This window comes from Rhizobium sp. MHM7A, assembly GCF_005862215.1.
Taxonomy (GTDB): Bacteria; Pseudomonadota; Alphaproteobacteria; order Rhizobiales; family Rhizobiaceae; genus Rhizobium; species Rhizobium bangladeshense.
The window spans coordinates 1-25,382 of record NZ_VCHT01000026.1; the positions used below are offsets into that span (position 1 = coordinate 1).

Annotated in this window: 27 protein-coding genes and 1 pseudogene; 21 read left to right on the plus strand and 7 right to left on the minus strand. The window is 61.4% G+C overall.

Annotated features, from left to right (window positions below; all coding sequences use genetic code 11):
- A pseudogene (locus FFR93_RS37830) lies at nt 1–112 on the plus strand (trehalose utilization protein ThuA); the annotation flags it as partial.
- A 26-nt stretch (nt 113–138) separates the two neighbouring features.
- Nucleotides 139–1,176 carry a Gfo/Idh/MocA family oxidoreductase gene (locus tag FFR93_RS37835; RefSeq protein WP_064709532.1) on the plus strand — a complete coding sequence of 346 codons (1,038 nt, stop codon included), beginning with the start codon at nt 139–141 and terminating at the stop codon, nt 1,174–1,176.
- Between the two features lie 28 nt (nt 1,177–1,204).
- On the opposite strand, the gene FFR93_RS37840 is transcribed toward FFR93_RS37835, so the two are convergent.
- From FFR93_RS37840 to FFR93_RS37860, 5 genes are all read right to left on the minus strand, one after another.
- The gene (locus FFR93_RS37840) at nt 1,205–1,597 is read right to left on the minus strand and encodes a DUF4112 domain-containing protein (protein WP_138396907.1); all 393 of its coding nucleotides are present in this window, start codon (nt 1,595–1,597) and stop codon (nt 1,205–1,207) included.
- A gap of 158 nt (nt 1,598–1,755) precedes the next feature.
- On the minus strand, nt 1,756–2,829 hold the full coding sequence (locus tag FFR93_RS37845; RefSeq protein WP_064709530.1) for an alcohol dehydrogenase family protein: 1,074 nt from the start codon (nt 2,827–2,829) through the stop codon (nt 1,756–1,758).
- A 13-nt stretch (nt 2,830–2,842) separates the two neighbouring features.
- Nucleotides 2,843–4,222, minus strand: a complete 1,380-nt coding sequence (locus FFR93_RS37850) for an aspartate aminotransferase family protein (RefSeq protein WP_138396908.1) — start codon at nt 4,220–4,222, stop codon at nt 2,843–2,845.
- A 26-nt stretch (nt 4,223–4,248) separates the two neighbouring features.
- Nucleotides 4,249–5,745: an NAD-dependent succinate-semialdehyde dehydrogenase gene (locus FFR93_RS37855; RefSeq protein ID WP_138396909.1), complete on the minus strand. Its 1,497-nt coding sequence runs from the start codon at nt 5,743–5,745 to the stop codon at nt 4,249–4,251.
- A gap of 119 nt (nt 5,746–5,864) precedes the next feature.
- Nucleotides 5,865–6,362, minus strand: a complete 498-nt coding sequence (locus tag FFR93_RS37860; protein WP_138396910.1) for an Lrp/AsnC family transcriptional regulator — start codon at nt 6,360–6,362, stop codon at nt 5,865–5,867.
- 100 nt (nt 6,363–6,462) lie between these two features.
- Here FFR93_RS37860 and FFR93_RS37865 point away from each other — a divergent pair, with 100 nt between their 5' ends.
- The 10 genes from FFR93_RS37865 (at nt 6,463) to doeB (ending at nt 16,068) form a co-directional block, all read left to right on the plus strand.
- On the plus strand, nt 6,463–7,848 hold the full coding sequence (locus FFR93_RS37865) for a PLP-dependent aminotransferase family protein (RefSeq protein WP_138396911.1): 1,386 nt from the start codon (nt 6,463–6,465) through the stop codon (nt 7,846–7,848).
- 122 nt (nt 7,849–7,970) lie between these two features.
- Complete coding sequence (gene ehuA / locus FFR93_RS37870) at nt 7,971–8,756, plus strand: ectoine/hydroxyectoine ABC transporter ATP-binding protein EhuA (RefSeq protein WP_138396912.1); 786 nt, start codon at nt 7,971–7,973, stop codon at nt 8,754–8,756.
- A 56-nt stretch (nt 8,757–8,812) separates the two neighbouring features.
- The gene (gene ehuB, locus FFR93_RS37875) at nt 8,813–9,661 is read left to right on the plus strand and encodes an ectoine/hydroxyectoine ABC transporter substrate-binding protein EhuB (protein WP_138396913.1); all 849 of its coding nucleotides are present in this window, start codon (nt 8,813–8,815) and stop codon (nt 9,659–9,661) included.
- A gap of 78 nt (nt 9,662–9,739) precedes the next feature.
- Nucleotides 9,740–10,399 carry an ectoine/hydroxyectoine ABC transporter permease subunit EhuC gene (gene ehuC, locus FFR93_RS37880; protein WP_138396914.1) on the plus strand — a complete coding sequence of 220 codons (660 nt, stop codon included), beginning with the start codon at nt 9,740–9,742 and terminating at the stop codon, nt 10,397–10,399.
- A gap of 4 nt (nt 10,400–10,403) precedes the next feature.
- Nucleotides 10,404–11,063, plus strand: a complete 660-nt coding sequence (gene ehuD, locus FFR93_RS37885) for an ectoine/hydroxyectoine ABC transporter permease subunit EhuD (RefSeq protein ID WP_138396915.1) — start codon at nt 10,404–10,406, stop codon at nt 11,061–11,063.
- Nucleotide 11,064: 1 nt separating this feature from the next.
- A complete protein-coding gene (eutA, locus tag FFR93_RS37890; protein WP_064709522.1) occupies nt 11,065–11,844 on the plus strand; it encodes an ectoine utilization protein EutA in 780 nt (259 codons plus the stop codon).
- Between the two features lie 4 nt (nt 11,845–11,848).
- The gene (eutB, locus tag FFR93_RS37895) at nt 11,849–12,850 is read left to right on the plus strand and encodes a hydroxyectoine utilization dehydratase EutB (RefSeq protein WP_138396916.1); all 1,002 of its coding nucleotides are present in this window, start codon (nt 11,849–11,851) and stop codon (nt 12,848–12,850) included.
- Entirely contained in the window at nt 12,847–13,839 is a 993-nt protein-coding gene (gene eutC, locus FFR93_RS37900; protein ID WP_138396917.1) for an ectoine utilization protein EutC, read from the plus strand. The genes eutB and eutC overlap by 4 nt, the downstream gene beginning before the upstream one ends.
- A gap of 32 nt (nt 13,840–13,871) precedes the next feature.
- Nucleotides 13,872–15,053 (plus strand): ectoine hydrolase DoeA, encoded by a 1,182-nt coding sequence (gene doeA / locus FFR93_RS37905; protein WP_138396918.1) that lies wholly within the window; start codon nt 13,872–13,874, stop codon nt 15,051–15,053.
- 7 nt (nt 15,054–15,060) lie between these two features.
- Nucleotides 15,061–16,068 (plus strand): N(2)-acetyl-L-2,4-diaminobutanoate deacetylase DoeB, encoded by a 1,008-nt coding sequence (doeB, locus tag FFR93_RS37910; protein ID WP_138396919.1) that lies wholly within the window; start codon nt 15,061–15,063, stop codon nt 16,066–16,068.
- Between the two features lie 44 nt (nt 16,069–16,112).
- On the opposite strand, the gene FFR93_RS37915 is transcribed toward doeB, so the two are convergent.
- A complete protein-coding gene (locus FFR93_RS37915; RefSeq protein ID WP_138396920.1) occupies nt 16,113–17,930 on the minus strand; it encodes a HAMP domain-containing methyl-accepting chemotaxis protein in 1,818 nt (605 codons plus the stop codon).
- A gap of 252 nt (nt 17,931–18,182) precedes the next feature.
- Here FFR93_RS37915 and FFR93_RS37920 point away from each other — a divergent pair, with 252 nt between their 5' ends.
- Nucleotides 18,183–18,431, plus strand: coding sequence for a hypothetical protein (locus FFR93_RS37920; protein ID WP_064709517.1), 249 nt, complete (start codon nt 18,183–18,185; stop codon nt 18,429–18,431).
- The gene (locus FFR93_RS37925) at nt 18,428–18,841 is read left to right on the plus strand and encodes a type II toxin-antitoxin system VapC family toxin (RefSeq protein WP_138396921.1); all 414 of its coding nucleotides are present in this window, start codon (nt 18,428–18,430) and stop codon (nt 18,839–18,841) included. Before FFR93_RS37920 ends, FFR93_RS37925 begins: the two co-directional genes overlap by 4 nt.
- 207 nt (nt 18,842–19,048) lie before the next feature.
- Here the strand turns inward: FFR93_RS37925 and FFR93_RS42020 are convergent, their stop codons facing one another.
- Entirely contained in the window at nt 19,049–19,174 is a 126-nt protein-coding gene (locus FFR93_RS42020) for a hypothetical protein (protein ID WP_259664310.1), read from the minus strand.
- Nucleotides 19,175–19,408: 234 nt separating this feature from the next.
- Between FFR93_RS42020 and FFR93_RS37935 the strand changes: the two genes are divergently transcribed.
- The 7 genes from FFR93_RS37935 (at nt 19,409) to FFR93_RS37965 (ending at nt 25,378) form a co-directional block, all read left to right on the plus strand.
- A complete protein-coding gene (locus FFR93_RS37935; RefSeq protein ID WP_138396922.1) occupies nt 19,409–20,056 on the plus strand; it encodes a TetR/AcrR family transcriptional regulator in 648 nt (215 codons plus the stop codon).
- Between the two features lie 425 nt (nt 20,057–20,481).
- Nucleotides 20,482–21,318 carry a transporter substrate-binding domain-containing protein gene (locus FFR93_RS37940; protein WP_064713197.1) on the plus strand — a complete coding sequence of 279 codons (837 nt, stop codon included), beginning with the start codon at nt 20,482–20,484 and terminating at the stop codon, nt 21,316–21,318.
- Nucleotides 21,319–21,481: 163 nt separating this feature from the next.
- Complete coding sequence (locus FFR93_RS37945; protein WP_138396944.1) at nt 21,482–22,144, plus strand: amino acid ABC transporter permease; 663 nt, start codon at nt 21,482–21,484, stop codon at nt 22,142–22,144.
- A 4-nt stretch (nt 22,145–22,148) separates the two neighbouring features.
- On the plus strand, nt 22,149–22,808 hold the full coding sequence (locus tag FFR93_RS37950) for an amino acid ABC transporter permease (RefSeq protein WP_138396923.1): 660 nt from the start codon (nt 22,149–22,151) through the stop codon (nt 22,806–22,808).
- Between the two features lie 12 nt (nt 22,809–22,820).
- Entirely contained in the window at nt 22,821–23,591 is a 771-nt protein-coding gene (locus tag FFR93_RS37955; RefSeq protein WP_138396924.1) for an amino acid ABC transporter ATP-binding protein, read from the plus strand.
- A gap of 247 nt (nt 23,592–23,838) precedes the next feature.
- Nucleotides 23,839–24,588: a GntR family transcriptional regulator gene (locus FFR93_RS37960; protein WP_138396925.1), complete on the plus strand. Its 750-nt coding sequence runs from the start codon at nt 23,839–23,841 to the stop codon at nt 24,586–24,588.
- Nucleotides 24,589–24,592: 4 nt separating this feature from the next.
- Nucleotides 24,593–25,378, plus strand: a complete 786-nt coding sequence (locus tag FFR93_RS37965; RefSeq protein WP_138396926.1) for a transporter substrate-binding domain-containing protein — start codon at nt 24,593–24,595, stop codon at nt 25,376–25,378.
- Nucleotides 25,379–25,382 lie beyond the last annotated feature (4 nt).

Here is a 25,382-nt window from a genome sequence, read left to right on the forward strand (position 1 = left end):
CGCTCTGACGAGCATTACCGACGCTCCGAATGTGCCGGTAGAAAAGGCACTGGAGCCGATCGTCGAACGCGGCCCGAGACTGCACCAGGCCGGCGAAGCCGGTTACCGCTGAATTCGATAAAGACCATGAGGACAAAAATGCGCTTGATCATTCTCGGAACCGGAGGATGGGCAAATACCCACGCCATGAATTTCTCGGAAATCGCCGGCGTCAAAATTGTCGCTGCCGTCGATACGGACGAGGTCCGGCTGCGGGCCTTCGCGCTCAGGCATGGTATCCCGCTCACTTTCACATCGCTCGATGACGCCCTTGCTTGGGGGGAGTTTGACGCTGTCACCAATGTCACGCCGGATCGCGCGCATTATTCCACAACAATGAAGATACTCGGCGCTGGCAAGCATGTGCTCTGCGAGAAGCCACTGGCGGTCAACTACCGCGAGGCCAAAGAGATGGCCGACGCCGCGGCGGCCTCCGGCAAGGTCACGATGGTAAACCTTACCTATCGTAATGTGGCGCCGCTGCAGGCAGCGCGAAGAATGGTACTGGACGGGCGTCTCGGCGCGATCCGCCACTTCGAAGCGTCCTATCTCCAAAGTTGGTTGGTGTCCAAGGCCTGGGGCGACTGGACCAAAGAGTCGCAATGGCTTTGGCGGCTGTCGACAAAGCATGGCTCCAATGGCGTGCTGGGCGATGTCGGTATTCACATTCTCGACTTCGCGGTCTTTGCGGCAGGAAGCGACGTCAAGGCGGCGGCATCGCATCTTAAGGTTTTCGACAAGAGCCCGGGGAATCGGATCGGGGAATATGACCTCGACGCAAATGACAGCTTCCTGATGATGGCCGAACTCGAAAATGGTGCGGCTGGCGTCATCCATGCAACGCGCTGGGCGACCGGCCATCTGAACGAACTGCGCCTGCGCTTGCATGGCGACAAGGGCGCACTGGAGGTGGTGCATACGCCTGAAGGTTCGACACTCAGGGTCTGTGAAGGCGCCGATGCCGACAAGGCGATCTGGCGCAAGATCGAGGTTGAGCCGGTCATCACCAATTTTGAGCGGTTTGCAAACGCCGTGCAAAAAGGGGAGCCGGATGAGCCGGGTTTCGGCCATGCCGCCAAGCTGCAATTTGTTCTTGATCACGCAGTCAAGACGGCGGGCGCCCTGACTGAGCTTTAGCCCGGTTATTGTTAGGGCGGCCGGCTCGTCAGATATGCCGGTTCAGCTCGTCCTCGCTGATGCCGAAATGCTCGAGGATGATGCCGACGTTCCGGCGGTGAGACTTGAAATAGACGTCGAACAGATCGCCGACCAGCGGAACCGTGCCGCAGGCGGCGTCGACGCCGAGATTGACCGCCATGCGGGCGAGCTTATGGGCGGGAAGGCCGAGACGCCTCGCTTCGTCGATGATGAAAAGGCCGATAAGGGAACCGGCAACGTCGCCGACGGCCGGGATGAGGCCGAGAACCGAGTCTGCGCCGATTCTTACGCCGAAAGGCAACCTGACCGCGGTATCCATAAGCCGAGCGACGGCGGCAGCGCGGCGAATTCTGACGAGTTCAGCAGAGGTGGGGTATCTCGTTGTATTGGAAACTGGCATCAGCGGCCTTGCTGCGCGACGGATCGCTGCGCCTCCTTCATGACTGCAGGAAAGGCTCCCATCATCCGGCGCAACGAGGGCCTGAGACAATCGAAACGGTCTTTCATGGCCGTGAAACGCCGCAAGCCGAATAAGGTTCGCTGGCGGCGCGAGGGAAATCATCCCTCGTCGGGTACAACGACCAGTTTGCCTACGAAATTCTTCGCCATGAATTCGGTCTGTGCCCGGTGGAAATCCGACAGCGGATAAACGCCGCCGACGAGAGGTCGGATTTTGCGGCTCTCGATATAGCCGATGAGCCGGCGGAAATCGGCGCGGCTCCCCTGGCTCGATCCGTGCAGCTCGAGCTGCTTCAGATACATGGTCCGCAGATCCAGCTGGACGACGGGGCCGGCGATGGCCCCGGCCGTGGTATAGCGGCCTTCCGGACGCAGAACCTTCAGAAGATCGTTGAACAGCGGTCCGCCGACCAGATCGGCGACGACGTCGATCGGCTGGCCACGACCTGCGGAATGGACGGCTTCGACAAGATCGCCCTTGCCCCGGGTCACAACCGCTTCCGCGCCTACATCGATCATTGCCGCCTCCTTGCCGGGACCTGCGACCGCGATCGGGATGGCGCCGCGAGCGCGGGCGAGCTGGATGATCGCTGAACCGACGCCGCCCGAGGCGCCGGTGACGAGAACGCGCTCGCCGGCGACAAGCCTTGCCCGCTCCAGCATCCGTTCGCCTGTGAGATAGGCGCAGCAGAAGGTGGCGAGCTCGACGTCGCTCAGATCGGTCGCCACGACATGGGCATTCTCGGCCGGAAGAGCCATATATTCGGCGTAGCCCCCATCCCGCCCGTGGCCCATGTAATCGATGTCGGCAAGACTGTCGTCGTCGCGATTATAGATCGAGAAGTCGACCATGACGCGTTCGCCGATGCGTCCGGGCTCAACGCCCGCGCCGACGCCGACGATATGGCCGACGGTATCGGTGCCCTGGATGCGAGGGAATGTCAGCGTATTGCCTTGCCTGCGCCAGGTGGAGACAGCGGAAGGGTCGTCCTCTGTACCGTAGGCTCCTTCGCGCACCCAGACATCGGTATTGTTCATGCCGCAGGCCGTGACACGGATCAGCACCTCGCCCTGCGCTGGCTTCGGGACCGGGACGTCCCTGTCGTAGACGAGCTTTTCCAAGCCGCCATGGCCGGTGAGCAATACCGCCGCCATCTTTTCCGGGATCGTCATGCGGCTCTTCTCCTCAGATGGTTTTGAAAACACTTTTAATGGCGTCCGCTGCCGCCTTGACGACGACGTCTGCTTCTTCGCGGGTGAGGCAGAGCGGTGGAGCGAAGCCGAGAATATCGCCCTGCGGCATGGCGCGGCCGATGACGCCGCGGTCGAGAAGGGCGGAAGCGACCTGCGGACCGATTTTGCGGCCGGCATCGAAGAATTTTCGGTCGTCCCTGTCCTCGACGAATTCGATTGCCGCCATCAGCCCATCACCGCGGACTTCGCCGACGTTGCGATGGCTGCCAACCGCCTCTTGCAGTTGCGACCGGAAATAACTGCCGGTCTTGCCGGCATTTTCGACGATGCCGAGTTCGTCGATCAGTTCCAGATTGGCGATGCCCGCGGCGGCGCAGATCGGGTGGGCGGAATAGGTCCAGCCATGACCGATTGCGCCAAGCTGATCGGAGCCCTGCACCAGCACCTGCCACATCTTGGTCGAGACGATAGTGCCGGAAAGCGGAGCATAGGCTGAGGTGAGGCCTTTGGCGATGGTGATCAGGTCCGGCTTCATGCCGTAGTGATCCGAACCGAACATCGTGCCCAGACGGCCGAAGCCGGTGACGACCTCGTCGGCGAGAAGCAGGACGTCGTATTTGTCGAGCACTGCCTGGATTTTCTGCCAATAGCCTTTAGGGGGCGGAACGATGCCGCCGGTGCCGAGGATCGGTTCGCCAACGAAGGCGGCGATGGTATCTGGCCCCTCGGTTAGAATCATCTCCTCCAGTCTGTCGGCGCAATATTGCGAGAATTGCTCCTCACTCATCGACCGATCGGGCCGGCGGAAATAATAGGGCGCTTCGGTGTGGAGGATCGGGGCGCGCGGCAGATCGAAGGCATTGTGAAAAAGCGCAAGACCGGTGAGGCTGCCGGTCATGACGCCGGAGCCGTGATAACCGCGCCAGCGCGAGATGATCTTCTTCTTTTCCGGCCGGCCGAGAATGTTGTTGAAGTACCAGATCAGCTTGATGTTGGTCTCGTTGGCGTCCGAGCCGGAGAGGCCGAAATAGACGCGGCTCATGCCGGCGGGTGCGCGGTCGATAATCATTTTCGCAAGCGTAATCGACGCTTCCGTGCCGTGGCCGACATAGGCATGGTAATAGGCGAGGTTCTTCGCCTGTTCCGCAATAGCGTCAGCGATCTCCTGGCGGCCGTAGCCGACATTGACGCAATAAAGTCCGGCAAAGGCGTCGAGGCTTTTGCGGCCGCTCGTGTCTGTGATGTAGACGCCTTCGCCCCCGGCGACGACGCGCGTCGGTGTCTCACCGCGGGCGTGCGTGCCCATGTGGGTCGAGGGATGAAAGAAGTGGTCGCGGTCACAGGCGGTGAGTTCGTTGCTTTTGTCGAGCATGTCCTATCCTCTTTTGAAATGGGCGCTCAGGCGGCAGTGTCGATGCAGAGATATTTGAGCTCGGTGAAAGCCTCGAGCCCGTGACGTGAGCCTTCACGGCCGAGACCGGACTGCTTCCAGCCGCCGAATGGGATGGGGCCACCGGTGATCTTCACGCGATTGATCGCCACCATGCCATATTCCAGCGCGCGGCCGAGGCGCATCTGGCGCGCGCCATTCTCGGTGACGACATAAGCAACGAGGCCATATTCGGTATCGTTGGCACGGCCGACGACCTCTTCTTCCGTGTCGAAGGTGGCAAGCGCCGCCACAGGCCCGAAGGTCTCCTCGCGCATGATCAGAGCATCCGCTGGCACATCCGTCAAAAGCGTCGGCTGATAAAAGAGCGGGCCGGCCTCATGGCGGCTGCCGCCGACAACGAGCCGCGCGCCACGCGCCAAGGCGTCGGCGACCTGGTCCTCGACCTTGCCAACGGCGCGTTCATGCATGAGCGGCCCGATCTCGCTTCCACCCTCGATCCCTGCGCCGACCTTCAGCTCGCCGATGCGAGCGGCAAAAGCCTTGGCGAAGGCATCGGAGATGCGCCGCTGGACGAAGATGCGGTTGGCGGCAAGGCAATCCTGGCCCGATGTGGCAAATTTGGCGTCGATGGCAATATCGACTGCTTTTTCGATATCGGCATCGTCGAAGACAATCAGTGGAGCGTGGCCGCCAAGCTCCATTACCAGCCGTTTCATGGTCGGCGCGCATTGGGCGGCGATCAGACGGCCCACCTCGGTCGAACCAGTAAAGCTCATGGCGCGCAGACGGCTGTCGCTGCACATCTGTCCGACGATCGTCGCGGCATGGCCGGTCACCACATTGAAGACGCCGGCGGGAATGCCGGCCCTCTCGCCGAGCTCGGCAAGCGCGAGGGCCGAAAGCGGTGTTTCCGAGGAGGGGTGGGCGACGACCGTGCAGCCGGCGGCAAGTGCTGCGGCCGCCTTGCGGGTGAGCATGGCAGAAGGGAAATTCCACGGCGTAACGACGCCGATAACTCCGAGCGGCTCGCGCCGGACGATCATTTCCGCACCCGCCAGATGGCTGGTGACGCTTTCGACGTTCAGGCGTTTGCCTTCTTCGGCATACCACTCGATGAAGGAGGCGGCGTAGTCGATCTCACCACGCGCTTCGGCAAGCGGCTTGCCCTGTTCGAGCGTCATGATCAGCGCCAGATCTTCTTTCGCGGCGAGCATCAGCGCGTGCCATCTCCGCAGGATCGCTGCGCGGTGCTGCGGCAGCATCGCGCGCCACTCCGCAAAGGCCCCTGATGCCGCATCGATCGCCATTGCCGTCTCCTCCGCACCGAGGCTTGCAACCCAGGCCAGCCTTGCCGATGAGGCCGGATCGGTCACGGCGAAACTCTTGCCTGTCTCTCCGGCAATCCAGCGCCCGCCGACATAGGCGAGATCGCGCAGGAGATGACGGTCGGCGAACCGCGACAACGCATCATGATAGGCGGCGCGGGCAAAAACGGCGGTCATGTCCAATCTCCTCGTGGCGTTGACGCAAGTCTTCCACGAGAGCGGGCGAGAGATTGTCCATTGCCGATGGTCGAAACAGACAGACGGTCTAAAGGACGGCCGCCTGCTGGAGAGAATGTCTACGAGGCGCTCTGTTCTTCGCCGGGGGCGGCGAAGGAAGAAACCGGAAGGACGGTGTCCTCCTTTACGGTTTTTGTGACGATGTAAGTGAAGTAGCGGTCGATGCCGAGCTCACGGTCGAGAAGCCCGTCGACGAGCCGCTGATAGGCATCGATATCGGCAGCCAAAATCTTCAGAATATAATCGACGCCGCCGCCGACCGACCAGCAGGCGACGATCTCGGGGGTTGCAGCAACAGCGCGCTCGAAGCGTTCGAAATCAGCCTGGCGATGATTGGCGAGTGTCAGTTCCATCATCACGCTGGCGACCGGGGCGATGCGCCGCGGGGCGATCCGGGCATGGTAGCCGGTAATGATCCCCGCCTTTTCAAGCTTGCGCAACCGCATCCAGCACGGCGTCGGCGACAGCCCGGCCTTTTCGGCGAGCGCCAGCTTGGTGATGCGGCCGTCGCGCTGGACGGCGTCGAGAATGCGCAGGTCTATGGCGTCGAGCTTCATGGTGCTTTCTTTAGAAAGAAATCATTTCAAACGCGGTGAAAAGACAATGGAAGCGCATTTTGGCATTGTCAATTGAACTGATTTTCATCAGTGTTAAATCATGACAAATTGGCGCCCCGATCCCTCGCAACTCCGCCGGCCTGCCTATCTCTCGCTCGCCGAGCAGATCGCCAACGCGATTACCGACGGCAAGCTCTCCGATGGCACGCAATTGCCGCCGCATCGCAAGCTGGCGGATGATCTGCATCTTTCCGTGCAGACTGTGAGCCGCGCCTATGACGAGTTGAACCGCCGGGGGCTGATATCGGGCGAGATCGGGCGCGGCAGCTTCGTGCAGACGCGGCCGCGCGAGCCGGAACCGCCTTATCTGCCGGAACGGCTGGGCGAGGTGATCGATCTGTCGATCCTGAAGCCGGTCTGCGAGCAGATCCATCTGGAAAAAATGCGCCAGGCCTTCGGCTGGCTTTCCGAAAACCTGCCTTCCAGCTCGGCCCTGTCATTCCGGCCGAATATGGTGTTCCCGCGTCACCGCGTCGTCGCCACCGAATGGCTGGCGCGCTGCGGGCTCGAGGCGTCGCCGCTGAACATCAGCGTGACGAACGGGGCGACCTCGGGCATGACAGTGGCGCTGATGAGTGTCGCCCCACCCGGTTCGACCTTAGCGACCGAGGCGATCAGCCATCACACGCTAGTGCCGCTCTCCAGCTATCTCGGCCTGCACCTTCAGGGGCTGGCGATTGACGAGGAAGGTATGATCCCCGAGGCGCTTGACGAGGCCTGCCGGACAGGGCCGATCCGGGCTATTTTCCTGCAGCCTTCCGTGATCAATCCGATGGCGGCGCTGATGAGTGCCGAGCGCCGGCAGGCGCTCGCCGCCGTGGCAGCCAAGCATGACATAGCGATCATCGAAAACGATATTCTCGGGCCTATGGTCGAGGACCGCCCGCCGCCGATGGCCGCCTTCGCGCCGGAGCGCACGCTCTATGTCACGAGCTTCACGAAGATCACCGTTCCCGGCCTAAGGATCGGCTATCTCGTTGCGCCCGACCGCTATGTCGCCGCCGTCGCCAACCGGCATCTCGTTTCCAGCTGGATGGCCACACCTGCCATGGCCGAGATCGCCAGCCGCTGGGTCAGCGACGGCACGGCGATGGAACTCGTCAACTGGCAGCGCCGCGCCCTTGTCGGACGCCACGCGATCGCGGCGGAGATGCTGGCCGGCCTGTCCTATCGAACGCACCCGCAAAGCCTGCATGTATGGCTGCCGCTGTCCGGCAGCCATACAGAGGATGGTTTCGTGTCGCAGGCAAGGCTGCGCGGCGTGGCGATCGCGCCGGGCAAATCCTTCCACACCACCGATCACGGCTGGACGCCGGCGGTGCGCATCTCGCTCGGCTCGACGACGGAAGGCGAACTGCGGACAGGACTCGGGATCGTTGCCTCGCTGGCGCAGGGAAATCCGGAGGAACTGCTGCTTGCGATTTGACGCTGCCGCCGCATTTGTCGGCAGGTGCAGAATAATTGTCATGATATTATTTTACGAATTGACATGATTTTCGTAGGCCGTCATCGTTAGGTCATTGCTTGTCTCAACAAGGAGAGACATGAATGCCTGCGCCCATCATTCGCATCGACAACATCGTCAAGAGATACGGTCCGCTGACCGTGCTCGACGGCCTGTCGATGAATGTCATGCCGGGCGAGAAATTGGCGCTGATCGGGCCGTCCGGCTCCGGCAAGACGACGATCCTGCGCATCCTGATGACGCTGGAGACGATCAGCGGCGGCCACATCGAGGTCGACGGCGAGCAGCTCTACCACATGCCTGGTGGCAGCGGGCTGGTGGCGGCCGATGAGCGGCACCTGCATCGCATGCGGGAAAAGATCGGCATGGTCTTCCAGCACTTCAACCTGTTCCCGCATAAATGCGTCCTCGACAACGTCACGCTGGCGCCGATGCTGACCAAGGGCATTAAGCGGCCGCAGGCCGAGAAGCGGGCGATGGAGCTTCTGGATATGGTCGGCCTTGCCGACAAGGCGAAAAGCGTGCCGGCGCAGCTTTCCGGCGGGCAGAAGCAGCGCGTCGCCATTGCCAGGGCGCTGGCGCTGTCGCCGAAGATCATGCTGTTCGACGAGGTGACCTCGGCACTCGACCCGGAGCTGGTCGAGGAGGTGCTGAACGTCATGCGCCGCCTCGCCTCCGAGACTGACATGACGATGCTTCTCGTCACCCACGAAATGGGCTTCGCACATGACTTTGCCGACCGCGTGCTGTTCTTCGATCGCGGCAAGATAGTCGAGGAAGGCAGGCCCGGCGATATTTTCCGCAACCCGACGCAGGAGAGGACGCAGATCTTCCTGCGCAAGATCATCGCGGCAGGGCACCGCGTCTGACGTCAGAGATTGCCCGCAAAAACAGAGCGCAAGGAAAGCCAGAGGAGTTGGGAACGATGAAAGCAGGATACCTTTTGAGCGCCGTCAGCCTGTCGGTGCTGCTGGTGACGGCCGGCGGGCAGGCTTACGCCGCCGACGACAAGCTCGAGCAGTTGAAGGAACAGGGCTTTGCCCGCATCGCCATCGCCAACGAGCCGCCGTTCACGGCCGTCGGCGCCGACGGCAAGGTTTCGGGTGCCGCGCCCGATGTGGCGCGGGTAATCTTCGAAAAGCTCGGAGTCAAGGAAGTGGTCGCCTCGATCTCGGAATACGGGGCGATGATTCCCGGCCTGCAGGCCGGCCGACACGACGCGATTACGGCAGGCCTCTTCATGAAGCCGGAACGCTGCAATGCCGTTGCCTATTCCGAACCGATCCTCTGCGACGCCGAAGCCTTTGCTCTCAAGAAGGGCAATCCGCTGAAGCTGACGAGCTACAAGGATATCGCCGACAATCCGAACGCCAAGATCGGCGCGCCGGGCGGCGGCACGGAAGAGAAGCTGGCGCTGGAAGCCGGCGTGCCGCGTGACCGCGTTATCGTGGTTCCGGATGGGCAGAGCGGCATCAAGATGCTGCAGGACGGCCGCATCGACGTCTATTCGCTGCCGGTCCTGTCGATCCACGATCTGATCGCGAAGGCGAAGGATCCGAATCTCGAAACCGTCGCCCCCGTCGTCAATGCGCCGGTCTATTGCGACGGCGCCGCTTTCCGCAAGCAGGATGTCGCGCTGCGTGACGCCTTCGACGTCGAGCTGAAGAAGCTAAAGGAATCGGGCGAATTCGCCAAGATCATCGAGCCCTATGGTTTCTCGGCCAAGGCGGCGATGTCGACGAGCCGCGAAAAGCTCTGCGCCGCAGCCAAGTAACTTGGTGTGAACAGCCGGCCATGCGTTCCGCCATGGCCGGTTCGCCTCTCGCACGATCCATAGAGAAGTGAGTTGCCGATGTCGGTGTGGTCCGGCTATCTGACGCTGATTCTTCAGGGCGCCCTGGTGACGCTCGAGCTAACGATCATGGGCTCGGCGCTGGCACTCGTCATGGCCTTCCTGGCCGGCCTCGGCCGCCTGTCGCGCTTCTTTGCCCTCCGGGCTCTGGCGACCGCCTATATCGAATTCTTTCGCGGCACCTCGATCTTCGTCCAGCTCTTCTGGGTCTATTTCGTGCTGCCTTTCGCGGGATTGACGTTGACGCCGCTGCAGGCGGGCGTGCTGGCTCTCGGTCTGAATGTCGGCGCTTACGGAGCGGAAGTGGTGCGTGGCGCCGTCAAGGCGGTCGGGCGCGAACAGTCGGAAGCCTGCATCGCGCTCAACCTGTCGCGCTACCAGCGCATGCGCCACGTCATCCTGCCGCAGGCGCTGCCGCTGATGCTGCCGACCTTCTGCAACAACGCGATCGAGCTCTTGAAGGGCACGGCCGTCGTGTCGTTGATCTCGCTGACGGACATGACCTTCCAGGCGCAGGTGGTGCGGGCGCAGACGGGCAATACGCTCGTGCCTTTTGCGGCGATCCTCATCCTCTATTTCCTCATGGCCTCCGCCATTTCGGCGGCGATGCGCCTGCTGGAGCGGCGGATGACACGCGGCCTCGACGGCGTGAGGACCTGATCATATGGAATGGGATTGGGATTTCGTCTGGCAGATCCTGCCGACCCTTCTCGAAGGGTTCAAGATCACCATTCTTGCCACCATCCTCGGCGCTGCGGTCGCCATGGTCGTCGGGCTGGCGCTCGCCATCGCGCGGCGATCCCCGGTCGCCGCCATTTCCCGGGCGGTCGGCTTCGTCTCGGAATTCATTCGCGGGACGCCGCTGCTGGTACAGCTCTACTTCATCTTCTACGTGCTGCCCGATATCGGCATCCGGCTGTCACCGCTCACCGCCGGTGTCATCGGCATCGGCATTCACTACGCGACCTATACCGCGGAGGTCTATCGCGCCGGCATCGAGAACGTCTCGCGCGGACAATGGGAAGCGGCTAAGGCCACCAATCTGACGACGCGCCAGGCTTGGATCCACGTAATCTTGCCGCAGGCGATCCCGCCGATGATCCCGGCGCTCGCCAATTATTTCATCGCCATGTTCAAGGAAACGCCGCTGCTATCGGCGATCACCGTGCTCGAGTTGATGAACCAGGCCAAAAGCATCGCCAACAGCAACTATCGCTATATCGAACCGATGACGCTCGTCGGCATCTTCTTCCTCGTCATCAGCCTGGTCTCGGTCGTCGGATTGCGCTGGCTCGAGGAACGCTATGCTAGGATGGATGATTGATATGACCGCAGGAATCGAGATCATTCCCGCCGGCCGACTGCCACGACTTGACGAACGGCCGCTGGAAAAGCGCATCGGCCTCGTCATTCTGTCGACCGACCATACGACGGAGGTGGACTTCCGGCGTATGGTCGCCAGCGACCGGATCGGCGTCTATGTCAGCCGCATCCACTACGCCAACCCGGTGACGCCGGAAAATCTCCTGAAGATGCAGCCGTCGCTGACGCAAGGCGCAGGGCTCATTCTGCCGGACGAAGCGCTGGATGCGATCATCTATTCCTGCACATCCGCTTCGGTCGTCATTGGCGACCGCAATATCGAGGCGGCGATCCATGCGACCAAGCCGGGTGTTTCAGTGGTGACGCCGACGGCGGCGGCGGTGAAAGGCCTGAAGGCGCTCGGCGCCCGCCGGATTTCGGTGCTGACGCCTTATACGATCGAGACCAGCCGGCCGATGGCGGAATATTTCGCGGATCTCGGCTTTGCGATCGACCGCTTTACCTGCCTCGGCCTCAGCGACGACCGCGAGATGGCGCGGATCGCGCCGGATGAGATCGCGGCCTTCGCGCGTGAGGCGCTGGCGCCGCAGTCCGATGCGCTGTTTATTTCCTGCACGGCTCTGCGCGCCGCACAGGTCGCCGCCCGCATCGAAGGCGAGGCCGGCAAGCCGGTGGTGACCAGCAATCTCGCAACCGCCTGGGCCTGCCTGAGGCTTTGCGGTGATGATCGGGTGCGGCCCGAGCTCGGTCAGCTGATGACCATGCCCTATGGGGAAGGCTGAGATCATGGTGAGCGCCTTGCCGGTTTCACTGGAGGATATTCGCGCAGCGACGCGGCGGATCGCCGGCCGGGTCGTCGAAACACCGATGGTGCTGTCGGCATCGCTTGCCGCGATTGCCGGCGTTCCGGTCTGGCTGAAGCTCGAACATCACCAGACGACGGGCAGCTTCAAACTTCGCGGGGCGACCAATGCGGTGCTGTCCTTGTCACCGGCAGAGCGCGCGCGCGGCGTCGTCGCCGCCTCGACCGGAAATCACGGCCGGGCGCTTGCCCACGCCGCGAAGGCGCAAGGCGCGGTCGCGACGATCTGCATGTCGCGGCTGGTGCCGGAGAACAAGGTTGCGGAAATCCGCAATCTCGGGGCCGATGTGCGCATCGTCGGCCGATCGCAGGACGAGGCGCAGCAGGAAGTGGACCGGCTGGTGCGAGAGGAGGGTCTGGTGATGATCCCGCCTTTCGACCATCCTGACGTCGTCGCCGGGCAGGGGACGCTCGGGCTCGAAATCGTCGACGCCTTGCCTGAGGTGGCCACGGTGCTGGTGCCGCTTTCCGGCGGCGGCCTTGCGGCGGGCGTCGCCGCCGCGGTCAAGGGCGTCAATCCCAAGACGAAGGTGATCGGCCTGACGATGGAACAGGGCGCGGCGATGAAGGCGAGCCTCGATGCCGGACGGCCGGTGCAGGTCGAGGAGGTGAGGAGCCTTGCCGACTCTCTCGGCGGCGGCATCGGCCTCGACAATCGCCTGACCTTCGCCATGTGCCGCGCGCTTCTCGACGACGTCGTCCTGTTGACGGAGGCCGAGATCGCCGCAGGCGTGCGCCATGCCTTTGCCTGCGAGGACGAGATCGTCGAGGGGGCTGGAGCGGTCGGAATTGCGGCGCTGCTGGCGGCAAAGATCAGCTCGGGCGGCCCTGTCGTTGCAATCCTTTCGGGGCGGAATGTCGACATGGAACAGCACCGCCGAGTGATCAACGGCGAGGGTGCGGCGTTCGCGGAGGATAGACCATGAGCCGCATGATCATTCTGACGGAAGCGGAATTGCGCAACGTGGTGGTGCTCGATCGCGATGCCGTCGCCTGTATCGAGCAGGCTTTCGCCGCGCTTGCGACGAAAGCGGTCGCCATGCCGCCGATTTTGCGGCTCGACATTCCGGAGTATCGGGGTGAGGTCGATGTGAAGACCGCCTACGTGCCCGGCATCGAGGGTTTTGCGATCAAGATCAGCCCCGGCTTCTTCGACAATCCAAAAATCGGTCTGCCGAGCACCAATGGCATGATGGTGCTGCTGTCGAGCCGAACCGGATTGGTGCAGGCGCTGCTCCTCGACAACGGCTATCTCACCGACGTGCGCACGGCCGCGGCCGGCGCCGTCGCGGCGAAGCATCTGTCGCGCCAGAATTCCAGCGTGGCGGCGATCTTCGGCGCCGGCATGCAGGCGCGGCTGCAGCTGGAAGCGCTGACGCTGGTGCGGCCGATCCGTGACGCCAGGATTTGGGCGCGGGATGCGGCGAGGGCCGAGGGCGTGGCTGCGGAGCTGGCGGCCAGGCTCGGCTTTCCCGTCAACGCGATATCCGACCCGCGGCAAGCAATGTCCGGCGCAGACATCATCGTGACCACAACGCCGGCAGAAAAACCGATCATCGACGCCGGCTGGCTCGAAGCCGGGCAGCATCTGACGGCCATGGGATCGGATGCTGAGCACAAGAACGAGATCGATCCCGCGGCCATAGCCGGCGCCGGTCTCTATGTCGCCGACAGCCTGAAGCAGACCCGCCGGATGGGCGAGTTGCACCATGCGATCGAAGCAGGCCTCGTCAATAGGGATGCTGATTTCGCCGAACTCGGCCGGATCGTTTCCGGCCTGATGCCGGGCAGGACGAGCAGCGACCAGATCACCATCGCCGACCTCACGGGAACTGGCATTCAGGACACCGCCATCGCCACGCTCGCCTTTGCCCGCGCCGGCGCGACGAATGCCGGCACCACATTCGAAAGCTGACCGGCGCGGCGCCGGACAAGAAGGGAAGAGATATGACCCAGCCCAATCTGAAGTTTTCGCTCGGCGAATATGCCGCGCGGCTGGAAAAAACCCGGCGTGCCATGGAGGCGAAGGGTGTGGATCTGCTTGTTGTCAGCGACCCCTCGAACATGGCCTGGCTGACCGGCTATGACGGTTGGTCCTTCTACGTGCACCAGGCCGTGATCGTACCGCCGCAGGGCGAGCCGATCTGGTTCGGCCGCGGTCAGGACGCCAATGGCGCCAAGCTCACCGCCTATCTCAAGCATGATAACATCGTCGGTTATCCCGATCATTACGTGCAGTCGACCGAGCGTCATCCAATGGACTACCTCTCCGGCATCCTGACGGAGCGCGGCTTCGCCAAGATGACGATCGGCGTCGAGATGGACAATTACTGGTTTTCGGCCGCCGCCTTCGCAGCGCTGCAGAGGCATCTGCCCAATGCACGTTTCGTCGACGCGACCGCGCTGGTCAACTGGCAGCGCGCGGTCAAGAGCGAGACCGAAATCCGCTACATGCGCAATGCGGCCCGGATCGTAGAAGCCATGCACGCCCGCATCTTCGACAAGATCGAGGTCGGCATGCGTAAATGCGATCTGGTGGCGGAAATTTATGATGCCGGCACGCGCGGCGTCGACGGCATCGGCGGCGACTATCCGGCCATCGTGCCGCTGCTGCCGTCCGGCGTCGAAGCATCCGCACCGCATCTGACCTGGGACGACCGGCCGTTGAAGAAGGGGGAGGGCACTTTCTTCGAGATCGCCGGGTGCTACAACCGCTATCATCTGCCGCTGTCGCGGACCGTCTTCCTCGGCAAGCCGACGCAGGCTTTTCTCGACGCTGAAAAAGCCACACTGGAAGGCATGGAAGCGGGTCTTGCCGTCGCGAGACCCGGCAATAGCTGCGAGGATATCGCCAATGCCTTCTTCGCGGTGCTGAAGAAATACGGGATCGTCAAGGACAACCGTACGGGTTACCCGATCGGGCTTTCCTATCCGCCGGACTGGGGCGAGCGCACCATGAGCCTGCGGCCGGGCGACCGGACGGAGTTGAAGCCCGGCATGACCTTCCATTTCATGACCGGCCTCTGGCTCGAGGACATGGGTTTCGAAACGACGGAGAGCATCCTCATAACCGAGAGCGGTGTCGAATGCCTCGCCAGCGTGCCGCGCAAGCTGATGGTCAAGGATTGAGGCTGTCATGACAGAGACTGGCTTGCGGCCGTCGCCGATCAGCGCGACGGTGGATTTCGCCGCCGAAGGCGTCCAACACGGTTTCCTCAGGCTGCCCTACAGCCGCGACGATTCCGCTTGGGGCTCGGTGATGGTTCCAATCACGGTCGTCAGGAACGGCGAGGGACCGACGGCGCTGCTCACCGGCGGCAATCATGGTGATGAATATGAAGGGCCGATCGCGCTTTTCGATCTCGCCCGCACGCTGCGGGCCGAAGAGGTGAGAGGCGCGGTCATTATCGTGCCGGCGATGAATTATCCGGCATTCCTGGCGGGAACCCGGACCTCGCCGATCGACAGGGGCAATATGAACCGCAGCTTCCCGGGTAGTCCGGACGGCACGGTGACCGAGAAGATCGCCGATTATTTCCAGCGCGTGCTTCTGCCGATGGCCGATCTTGTGCTCGACTTCCACTCCGGAGGCAAGACGCTCGATTTTCTCCCGTTCTGCGCGGCCCATATCGTGCCGAACAAACAACAGGAGGCCCAGGCTTTCCAATTCGTGACAGCTTTTGCCGCACCCTTTTCGATGAAGATGCTGGAGATCGATGCAGTCGGCATGTATGACACGGCGGCCGAGGAAATGGGCAAGATCTTTATCACGACTGAACTCGGCGGTGGAGGTACCGCCACGGCGAGAAGTGCGGCGATTGCCAAACGCGGCACTATAAACGTTCTGCGTCATGCCGGTATCGTCGGCGGCGCCGTCGATACCGGTCCTACGACCTGGCTGGACATGCCGGACGGCCGCTGTTTCTCCTTCGCAGAAGAAGGCGGACTGATCGAACCTATCGTCGATCTCGGTGAAGCGGTCGCCAAGGATGACGTCATCGCTTGCATCCACCCGACCGGTAGGACGGGTGAGGCGCCGCGCGAGATCCGTGCAGCAATGGACGGCATTCTCTGTGCGCGGCATTTCCCGGGCCTGGTCAAATCAGGCGACTGCGTCGGGGTCGTGGCGGTTGTGACGAATTGAAATCACGGCAGGCGCGTGAGATGAATGTCACTGGCCGATCAAGGTCAAGCCACCTTGCGCGATTTTGATTCTGCAGCTGCCGCATCGGTCTGGAAGCGACTGACAATTCCTTCCAGCGTCTGCGTCTGGCTGCCGAGCGCACGGCAGGCTGAGACCGTTTCCGCGGCCATGGCGGCGTTGCGCTGGGTGACCTCATCGAGCGCGTTGACGGAGGCATTGATTTCCCCGATTGCGAGCGCCTGCTCAGAAGAAACCGAAACGATGCGGGCGATCAGCCCGGCGACCTGCTCGACCTGGCCTTCGATTTCCATAAGCGCCTTGCCGGTGCGGTTGACGAGCTCCACGCCGGTGGAAACCTGAGACGATGAGGTTGAGATCAGGGATCTGATCTCCTTGGCGGCATTGGCTGAGCGGAGAGCTAGCTCACGCACTTCCTGCGCCACAACGGCGAAGCCTTTGCCGGCCTCGCCTGCGCGGGCGGCTTCGACGCCGGCGTTGAGTGCCAGAAGGTTGGTCTGGAAGGCGATCTCGTCGATGACGTTGACGATCTCGCCGATCTGGGTTGACGAACCTTCGATCTTTTGCATGGCGGCGATCGCATCGCGAACGATGGCTGCCGAATGTTCGGCGCTGCTGCGGGTCTCGGCCATCATGCCGGTCGCCTTGCCGGCATGGTTCGAGGCGTCCTTGGCCTTGGCGTTCATTTCGCCCAGCGCGCTCGTAGCCTCTTCAAGCATCGCCGCCTGCTGTTCGGTCCGCAATGCAAGGCTGTCGGCGGCATCCGTGATGCCGGAGGAGGAACTGCCGACCTGCCTGGAGGTCTGGGCGACCTCCGCCATCGAGACGCAAAGCGCATCCAGGCTGTCGTTGAATTTGGCACGCAACGTTTCATAGGCGGGTGCGAAGGCTGTGGTGATGCGGCAATTGAGATTGCCGAGCGAAAGCTGGTCCAAACCGTAGGTCAGCTCCTCGATCACCGTTTCGCGTCGTTGCTCCTCGGCGGCCTTTTCAGCCATCTGGCTGCGTTCGCGCTGGAATTCATGGTCGCGAAGCGCCGTCTCTCGTTTTTGAGCATCTTGTCGTTCCAGCGCATTGCGGCGGAACACCGCCACGGCCTTGGACATGGCGCCGATCTCGTCGGAGCGGTCGGAATAGGGAACCTCGGTCGAAAAATCGCCTTCGGCGAGGTTGCCCATATAGGCCTTCATGCCATCCAGCGGCACGATGGCCCGACGGCGCAGAAAATAGAGGCCCGCGAGCAGCAGGGCGAAGGAGCCGAAGCCGGCAGCTCCCGCATAGATCGTCCAGGTTACGATTTCCGAAGCGGCGTTCTTTTCCTCGCCCTTCAGGAAAGCGTCGGAGTGTGCGACGAGTTTCTCCACAGCATCCTGGTGCGTATGGAAGGCGACGCGCAATTGCTCGATCGCACCACGCGCCTTGTCTTCATCCTTTGCCTTCAGCGCGGGGATGATCTCGCGGTTCATCACGTTCCAGAATGCATCGCCCTTGGTCAGCACACCATTTTCGAGCTCGTCCTTCAAAGCCTGCGGTAGCCGGGTGGTTTTCCAATAGGCGCGGCGGTCGTCGTAAGCGGCCTTCAGACTTGCGATCTTGGCAAGATTGGTCTCGGTGAGTTCGGGAAATTTGCTGGCTTCGAAAGAGAGCATGTAGGATTCGACCACGAAAAGCGGCGGCGGCAGGATATCGGCGATGAGATCCTTGCCGTAGACCACCTGCTCGTAAACCGGACCGTTGACTTTCAGCCGCTCGAGCGCCGATTGCTGTAATCCGATCGACATGAAAAGGCCAGTCGAAACAGCGACGCCGAAGGCCACCAAGCTGCGCGCAATAGTAAGTGCCAAGACTGTCTCCAAATAACTTTGCGGCTCTCTTCTTCGAGACGCCTGATCTACGTAGAGCATTATTTCTCAAGAACGCTGAAATGTGGTTAATTTCTTATTCGGATGAGAAGTCGACTAACCGTCCTGGCAAGGAGGCAGCCGTCCAAAATTGGGATGGTTGAAGACAACCAACATATTTTCGGTACCAAGCCATCAGTTGCCATCTTGATGGCTAAACGGGAGGTCGCTATATGTATCGCAAAGGAGATGAACATGGCTGAACCTCAGCTTTCGGTACGAAGCGCGAGGGCGCGTGATCTTGCCCACCGGCTGGCACGCCGTGAAAACCGCTCGATTGCCGACATCGTCGAGCGGGCGCTCGAATCCTATGAAATACGCCAGGCCGGCCGGGAGCCGGCGTCATCTTTCTACACCAGGCTTTCGCAGCAAAGCGGAACGGATATCGACCTTGAGACTGTCCTCAAGGAAGGCCGGCAGGCGCATAAGGGCATCGAGCTTTGATTTTTCTCGATACCAACATTGTTTCGGAAACGTTGAGAAAATCACCCGATGAAGCGGTGATCGCATGGCTCGTTCGTCATGATGCTGAATTGGCTCTGCCGACGGTGACGATTGCCGAGATCGCCTACGGTATCCAGAAGATCCGGCCTGATCAAAGAGCCGAGCGCCTCGAACAAGGACTGTCCGATTGGCGTCGCCGCTTCGCGGACCGGATTTTTGGCCTGACCGAGGAGGCCGCTCTTGCCTATGGTGAGATCATGGGAACCGCAACTCGCCAAGGACGCGGCATGTCAGCGCCGGATGGCATGATCGCAGCTATTGCGCGGGTCAATGGCGGTCGACTTGCCACCCGAAACCTGGGCGATTTCGCGACCACGGACCTCGAATTGATCTCCCCTTGGGAGTTTTGATTTCCCGAAGCACTGACAGCGGGAATTAATCCGCCGACGGGTTTCTGTAGATTGCTGAAAATCGTGCTCTGCGACGGCGCTCTCAGGCCAATCGCATCAGCATATCGTGGAGCTTGCCGATCTATCGCAGCAGTTCAATCAGCCCGTCCGTATCTTCCTGGCAGAGCCGGCCTGTCTGACCTTCCCTGACGTCCGACGGCCGGCCCGTCACGAGTTAAGCCTTGCCGCCTCGGTATCCAGATCGGCAACGTCCATGCCGGCGCCGCCGCCATCCTCGCTGCCGGAGCCGGACTGATCGAAGCGGTTTATCGCCAGCGTCATCAGTTGGGGCATCAATTTGTCGGCGCTGCTGGACGTGTCTTAGTCGACCTGCCCGCTCGTGGTTGATTTTTTTGCTGAAACCGTACTACAGGACAGAATGCCTTAAGATGCGGACGTCGTATTGCAAACTGACGAGTTCTCTAAATCGAAATTGCTAATGCCACGACCGAAAAAATCGTCCATCCGATATTCCCGGCTGCTTTTTAGGATCGTCGGCATGCATTCCGGCAAAGCGGCCTGATCGTCATGAATATCACCGACGAGAGCTCAGATGAGCCGCGCAAAAGGGGCCGGCCGAAAGTCTCCAGCGACGAAGACAAGCGCACTCATATCGTCGAAGTCGCCCGCCGCGTTTTCGTAAAATTTGGCTATGCCGGAAGCGCCACGGCGGTAGTCGCCTCGGAGGCGGGTGTTTCCAAGCAGACGCTCTACAAGCTGTTTCAGAGCAAGGAAGAGCTGTTTGCAGCTGTGGTCGGCGCGCATCGGCGCCTGATGCTTGACCTGCCGCGGCCACCTGAAGATATCTCGATCGCGGAGAGTCTCGAGCGTATCTTCATGATCGACATGGACGAGGATATGGATGCGGAACGCGCTGGCTTCCTGCAGCTTGTCTTTCGCGAAGCCGCGCAGTTTCCCGAGCTTATCGATATTCTCCAGCGCGAAGGCATACTCGCCAGCCGGCAGTATCTCGCCGATTGGCTTAGAGATCGCCGTGCGGAAGGCAGGCTGTCGCTGGATGATCCGGAGAGCGGCGCCCGCATGCTGATGGATATGATCTTTGGCGGCATCGGCCCGCCGGAAGGCCGCGTGCAAGCCTGGCCGGACCGAACCCTGATGCTTGCCCATCTTCACCGCTGCATCGCAATCTTTGCCGCCGGCGTCGGGGCCGCTTGAAGCGGTCGATCGCGCAGCAAGCCTCGTTCTTATGCCGCGCAATCCCTGGATCAAGTGATTGCCGCTTGCGGCTCATCCACTTGGCGGCGCCTTCTCCTGTAAAAGAGGCGGCGGGGATGCTGCAGCCTCTCCGTCCCCATTAGCCTCTCGAAGGGCGCGTCTGCGCCGCAAGCCGAGAGAAGGTTAGGGCGAGGGAAAAAGCCACGCAGGCTCGCCGGTACGCGGTGGCTGGTGGCCGACGCGGCGAGGGATATCGAATGCCAACGCAAAAGTGCTGCCGAAAACATCGGTAAGCATTCTGCTGCGCGTTTTTCGGCACGCCCCATTGACAATTCATCTCCGATAGCACTTGATATCAAAATCCAATAAAATAGACACATGTCCGGTATATTGGATCACCCAAACATCCACAAAAGGGGAACGCCATGATCATTTCCTTTCGCACCGGCCTAATGTCACTGGCCGTCGCCGCCCTGATGTCGACGCCTGTGCTCGCCGATGGCAAGCTTGACGAAGTGCTGGCCCGCGGCCATCTCGTGCTCGGCACCGGCAGCACCAATGCGCCCTGGCACTTCAAAAGCGCGGACGACAAGCTGCAGGGCTTCGATGTCGACATGGGCCACATCATCGCCAAGGCCCTCTTCGGCGATCCGGATAAGATTGAATATGTCAACCAGTCGTCGGACGCCCGCATTCCGAACATCACCACCGATAAGGTCGACATCACCTGCCAGTTCATGACCGTTACGGGCGAGCGCGCCCAGCAGGTTGCCTTCACCATTCCCTATTATCGTGAGGGCGTCGGCCTGATGCTCAAGGCGGACGGAAAATATGCCGATTATGCCGGCCTGAAGGCTGCCGGCTCCTCGGTCACCATCTCGGTTCTCCAGAACGTCTATGCCGAAGCGATGGTGCATGCCGCATTGCCGGAGGCGACCGTCGACCAGTACGAATCCGTCGACCTGATCTATCAGGCGCTGGAGTCGGGGCGTGCCGATGCCGCGGCCACGGACCAGTCGTCGCTCGCCTGGTACATGACGCAGAACCCGGGCCGCTACAAGGACGCCGGCTACGGCTGGAACCCCCAGACCTATGCCTGCGCCGTCAAGCGCGGTGATCAGGACTGGCTGAACTTCGTCAACACCGCTCTTCATGAAGCGATGACGGGTGTCGAGTTCGACTTCTACGCCAAGTCGTTCAAGACCTGGTTCGGAAAAGATCTGACGCCGCCGCAGATCGGCTTTCCCGTTGAATTCCAGTGAGCGCGATGCGGGGCGGGAGCTCAATCCCGCTCCGCTGGAACAGGGTGATCTTGGCCCAGGTCGGGCCAAGATCTGAATCCGGTTCTGAATCGAATGATTGGAGCATGACGTCGTCGGTGCCGCTGGTAGGTTTGGCGGCATGCTCTGGTCTGAAAGGACCCGCATGGGTTACACGCTGAATTTCGCTGCCGTCTGGCGCAATTTCGACTTTCTCTTAAGCGGACTTGCCCTCAGCCTCGGCCTTGCAGTGATCTCGATCCTGATTGGGGCCGCGATCGGTCTGGTCGTGGCCTTCGCGTTGACGTCGAGGAGCCGCTTTGCGCTCGTGCCGGCGCGCGTCTATGTCACTGTCATTCGCAACCTGCCGATTCTCGTCCTGGTGCTTTTCGCCTTTTTCGCGCTGCCGCAGATGGGCTTGCGCCTCGACAAGATGAAAAGCTTCGTGCTGGTTCTTTCACTTTATTCTGGCGCCTATCTCGCCGAGGTGTTCCGCGCCGGACTGCTGTCCATCCCGAGAGGATTGACGGAAGCCGGCCTCGCCATCGGCCTGACGGGGATGCAGATCCGCAGTTCGATTATCGCTCCGCTGATGCTGCGCAACGTGTTGCCGTCGCTCTCCTCGACGATCATCTCGCTCTTCAAGGACACTTCGCTCGCCGCCGCCATCGCCGTGCCCGAACTGACCTTCGCCGCCCGCAAGATCAACGTCGAGAGCTTCCGCGTCATTGAAACCTGGATGGTTACATCAGCCCTCTATGTTGCGACCTGTTTCCTCATCGCCGCCCTGATGCGCCTCGTCGAGCGCCGTCTGGCCCTGCCGAGATAATCCTATGTCTCACACATTTCTCGAACAACTCTGGATCGCCCGCTATGTCGTCATGAACGGCATGGCCATGACGGTGTCGATCTCTCTGCTGGCCATTCTCGCAGGTTCCATTCTCGGCGTTTTTGTCGGCCTGGCGCTGGTTTACGGCGGCGTCGTCCTACGTCTGATCGTGCGTGCCTATACGGACATTATCCGCGGTACGCCGGTGCTCGTGCTCGTGCTGGCAAGCTATTACGTCTCCGCTGCGGTCGGTCTCGATCTCGGACCTTTCTCCGCCGGAGTCCTCGCCCTTGCCGTCTTCTGCTCTTCCCACGTGGGCGAAATCGTGCGCGGAGCGCTTCAAGCGATTCCGAAGGGCCAGACCGAAGCCGCCAAGGCGATCGGCCTGACCTTTACCCAGACTTTCACCTCGGTGTTGTGGCCGCAGGCCATGCGCCAGTGTCTGCCGGCCTGGGTGAATACGGCGGCCGAGATGGTGAAGGCCTCGACGCTGCTTTCCGTCATCGGCGTCGCGGAGCTTCTACTGCGCACGCAGGAGATCATTTCCCGTAATTTCATGAGCCTCCAGTTCTATTTTCTGGCCGGCGGTCTCTATTTTATCGTCAACTACGGCATCGAGCACTTCGGCAAATATGTCGAGCGCAAGACCGCCCTGCCGTCCTGAGGAGACTCCCCGATGGCCAAGACCATTCTCGACATCAAGGGTCTGCGCAAGACTTATGGCATCCACGAAGTTCTCAAGGGCGTCGATTGCGCCGTGCAGGAAGGCGAGGTCATCTCCATCATCGGCTCGTCTGGTTCCGGCAAGACCACCTTGCTGCGCTGCGTCAACATGCTCGAGGAGTTCCAGGGCGGCACGATAAGCCTCGACGGCGAGGAAATCGGCTATCGTGTCGACGGCGGGACGCGGCGGCGCAAGAGCGAGAAGGAAATTGCGCGCCAGCGCGCGCTGACCGGCATGGCTTTTCAGCAGTTCAATCTCTTCCCGCATATGAGTGCGGCCGAAAACGTCATGCTCGGCCTCGTCAAGGTGAAGAAGATGACGAAGCTTGAAGCCCGCATCATTGCCGAAAAATGGCTCGACCGGGTCGGCCTCGCCGCCCGCACCAACCATTATCCCGGTCAACTCTCCGGCGGGCAGCAGCAACGTGTCGCAATTGCCCGCGCTATCGCCATGTCGCCGCGGCTGATGCTGTTCGACGAGGTGACCTCAGCGCTTGACCCGGAATTGGTGGGCGAAGTCCTGCAGGTTATCAAAGGGCTTGCCGCCGACGGCATGACCATGTTGCTCGTCACCCATGAGATGCGCTTCGCCTACGAGGTTTCGTCCCGCGTGATCTTCATGAATCAGGGCGTCATCTGCGAGGAGGGCGATCCGAAGGAAATGTTTGTGCGCCCGAAGACCGAGCGGCTGGCGGAATTCCTCAAAACCTCGAGCTTCAATTAAAGCGGCGATGCGGTTGCCCGTCAAAACTGTCGTCGGCGCCGCTGGACTGATCGATCCGCTGGCTTCGAGCCGGTCGGGTTCTGAGCGGCGGGATCGGCGATGGGGCCGATGTCGGGTGAGGGATGTGCGCTCGCACAAATTACGTTCAGTCTGCATTCCCCGAAGGCAAATTTCCCGCGAAACATCCGAGACAGCTTAAAAATACTGAGTACGGGATCTTTGGCACGAGCCTTGCTTTCTGCCTTGTATGCAAGACAGCCACGCATCCGAAACCACGCAGAAGTCCATCGAGGAAACGATCGTCTCAGGGATCCTTTCGGCCAAGATCCGGCCGGGCACGCGTCTTGGCGAAAACCAGCTGGCGGCGCTCTTCGCAGTGTCCCGAACCCGCGTTCGCGAAGCCATGATGCGCCTGGAGGCACGCGGCATCGTGCATGTCAGCCCCCGGCGAGGCTGGTTCGTCGTTGAGCCATCTGCCGAGGACGCGGTCGCTGTCTATGAGGCGAGGCGCGTCATCGAGGCAGGATTGCTGCGCAGTATGGGCGTGCTGACGGAGGAGGGACGCAAGGCGCTCGACACCCATCTGAACGAGGAGAGGAATGCGATGGCGGCGGGCGACCGCCAGCGCCTGACCTATTTGATGGGCGATTTCCATATCCGTATCGCGGAACTGAGCGGGAACACCATCATCGTCGATATCCTGCGCGACCTCACCGCACGGACGATCCTCATTTCGATGCTCTATCAATCCGAATTTCATGCGGCGCAGTCCCACGAGGGTCACTGCCGCATTTTCGAGGCCCTGCAAGAAGGTGATTTCGGCAGAGCTGCGGAGCTCTCCGTCGAACATCTTGATGAAGTGGAAATGGGCCTCGACCTCACTGCGCGCCCGGATCCGCTTTCGGATCTGCGCAAGTCGCTATCGCTTCCGCCCAGCACTGCGGCCTCCATCTCCCGACACTCTGACCGCAAAACCGCAACTTCAAAGGAGCAATGAACACATGCTGACAAGACGAATCTTCTTCGCAATCGCGGCCCTGGCCGCAACCTTCAGCTTCAATTCGCCGTCCCACGCCGATGCTCTGGCCGACATTACCGCCCGCGGCACACTGCGTGTCGCGGTCCCGCAGGATTTCCCGCCTTTCGGCAGCGTCGGCACCGACATGGCACCGATGGGCTACGATATCGACATGGCCAATCTCATTGCTGAAAAGCTGGGCGTCAAAGCCGAGCTCGTGCCGGTCACAAGCGCTAACCGCATCCCCTATCTCCAGACGAACAAGGTCGATCTCGTCATATCAAGCCTCGGCAAGAATCCGGAGCGCGAAAAGGTGATCGATTTCTCGGTCGCTTATGCGCCCTTCTTCAATGGCGTGTTCGGGCCAGCCGATCTTTCGGTTGCCAAGGCCGAAGATCTCGCGGGCAAGAGCGTCGGCGTCACACGCGGCGCCGTGGAGGACCTCGAACTGACGAAGATCGCGCCGGCCGATGCGACGATAAAGCGTTATGAGGACAATAACGGCACCATCTCGGCGTTCCTGTCCGGCCAGGTCGACATCGTCGCTACCGGCAACGTCGTAGCGGCGGCAATCCTTGCCAAAAATCCTCCCAAACGCCCTGAGCTGAAGTTCCTGATCAAGAACTCGCCCTGTTATATCGGCCTCAACAAGGAACAGTCTGCGCTGCTGGAGAAAGTGAACAGCATTGTCGCCGCAGCCAAAGCCGATGGGACGCTGAACGCCATATCGCAAAAGTGGCTCGGCGCCGATTTGCCGTCCGATCTGTAAGGAA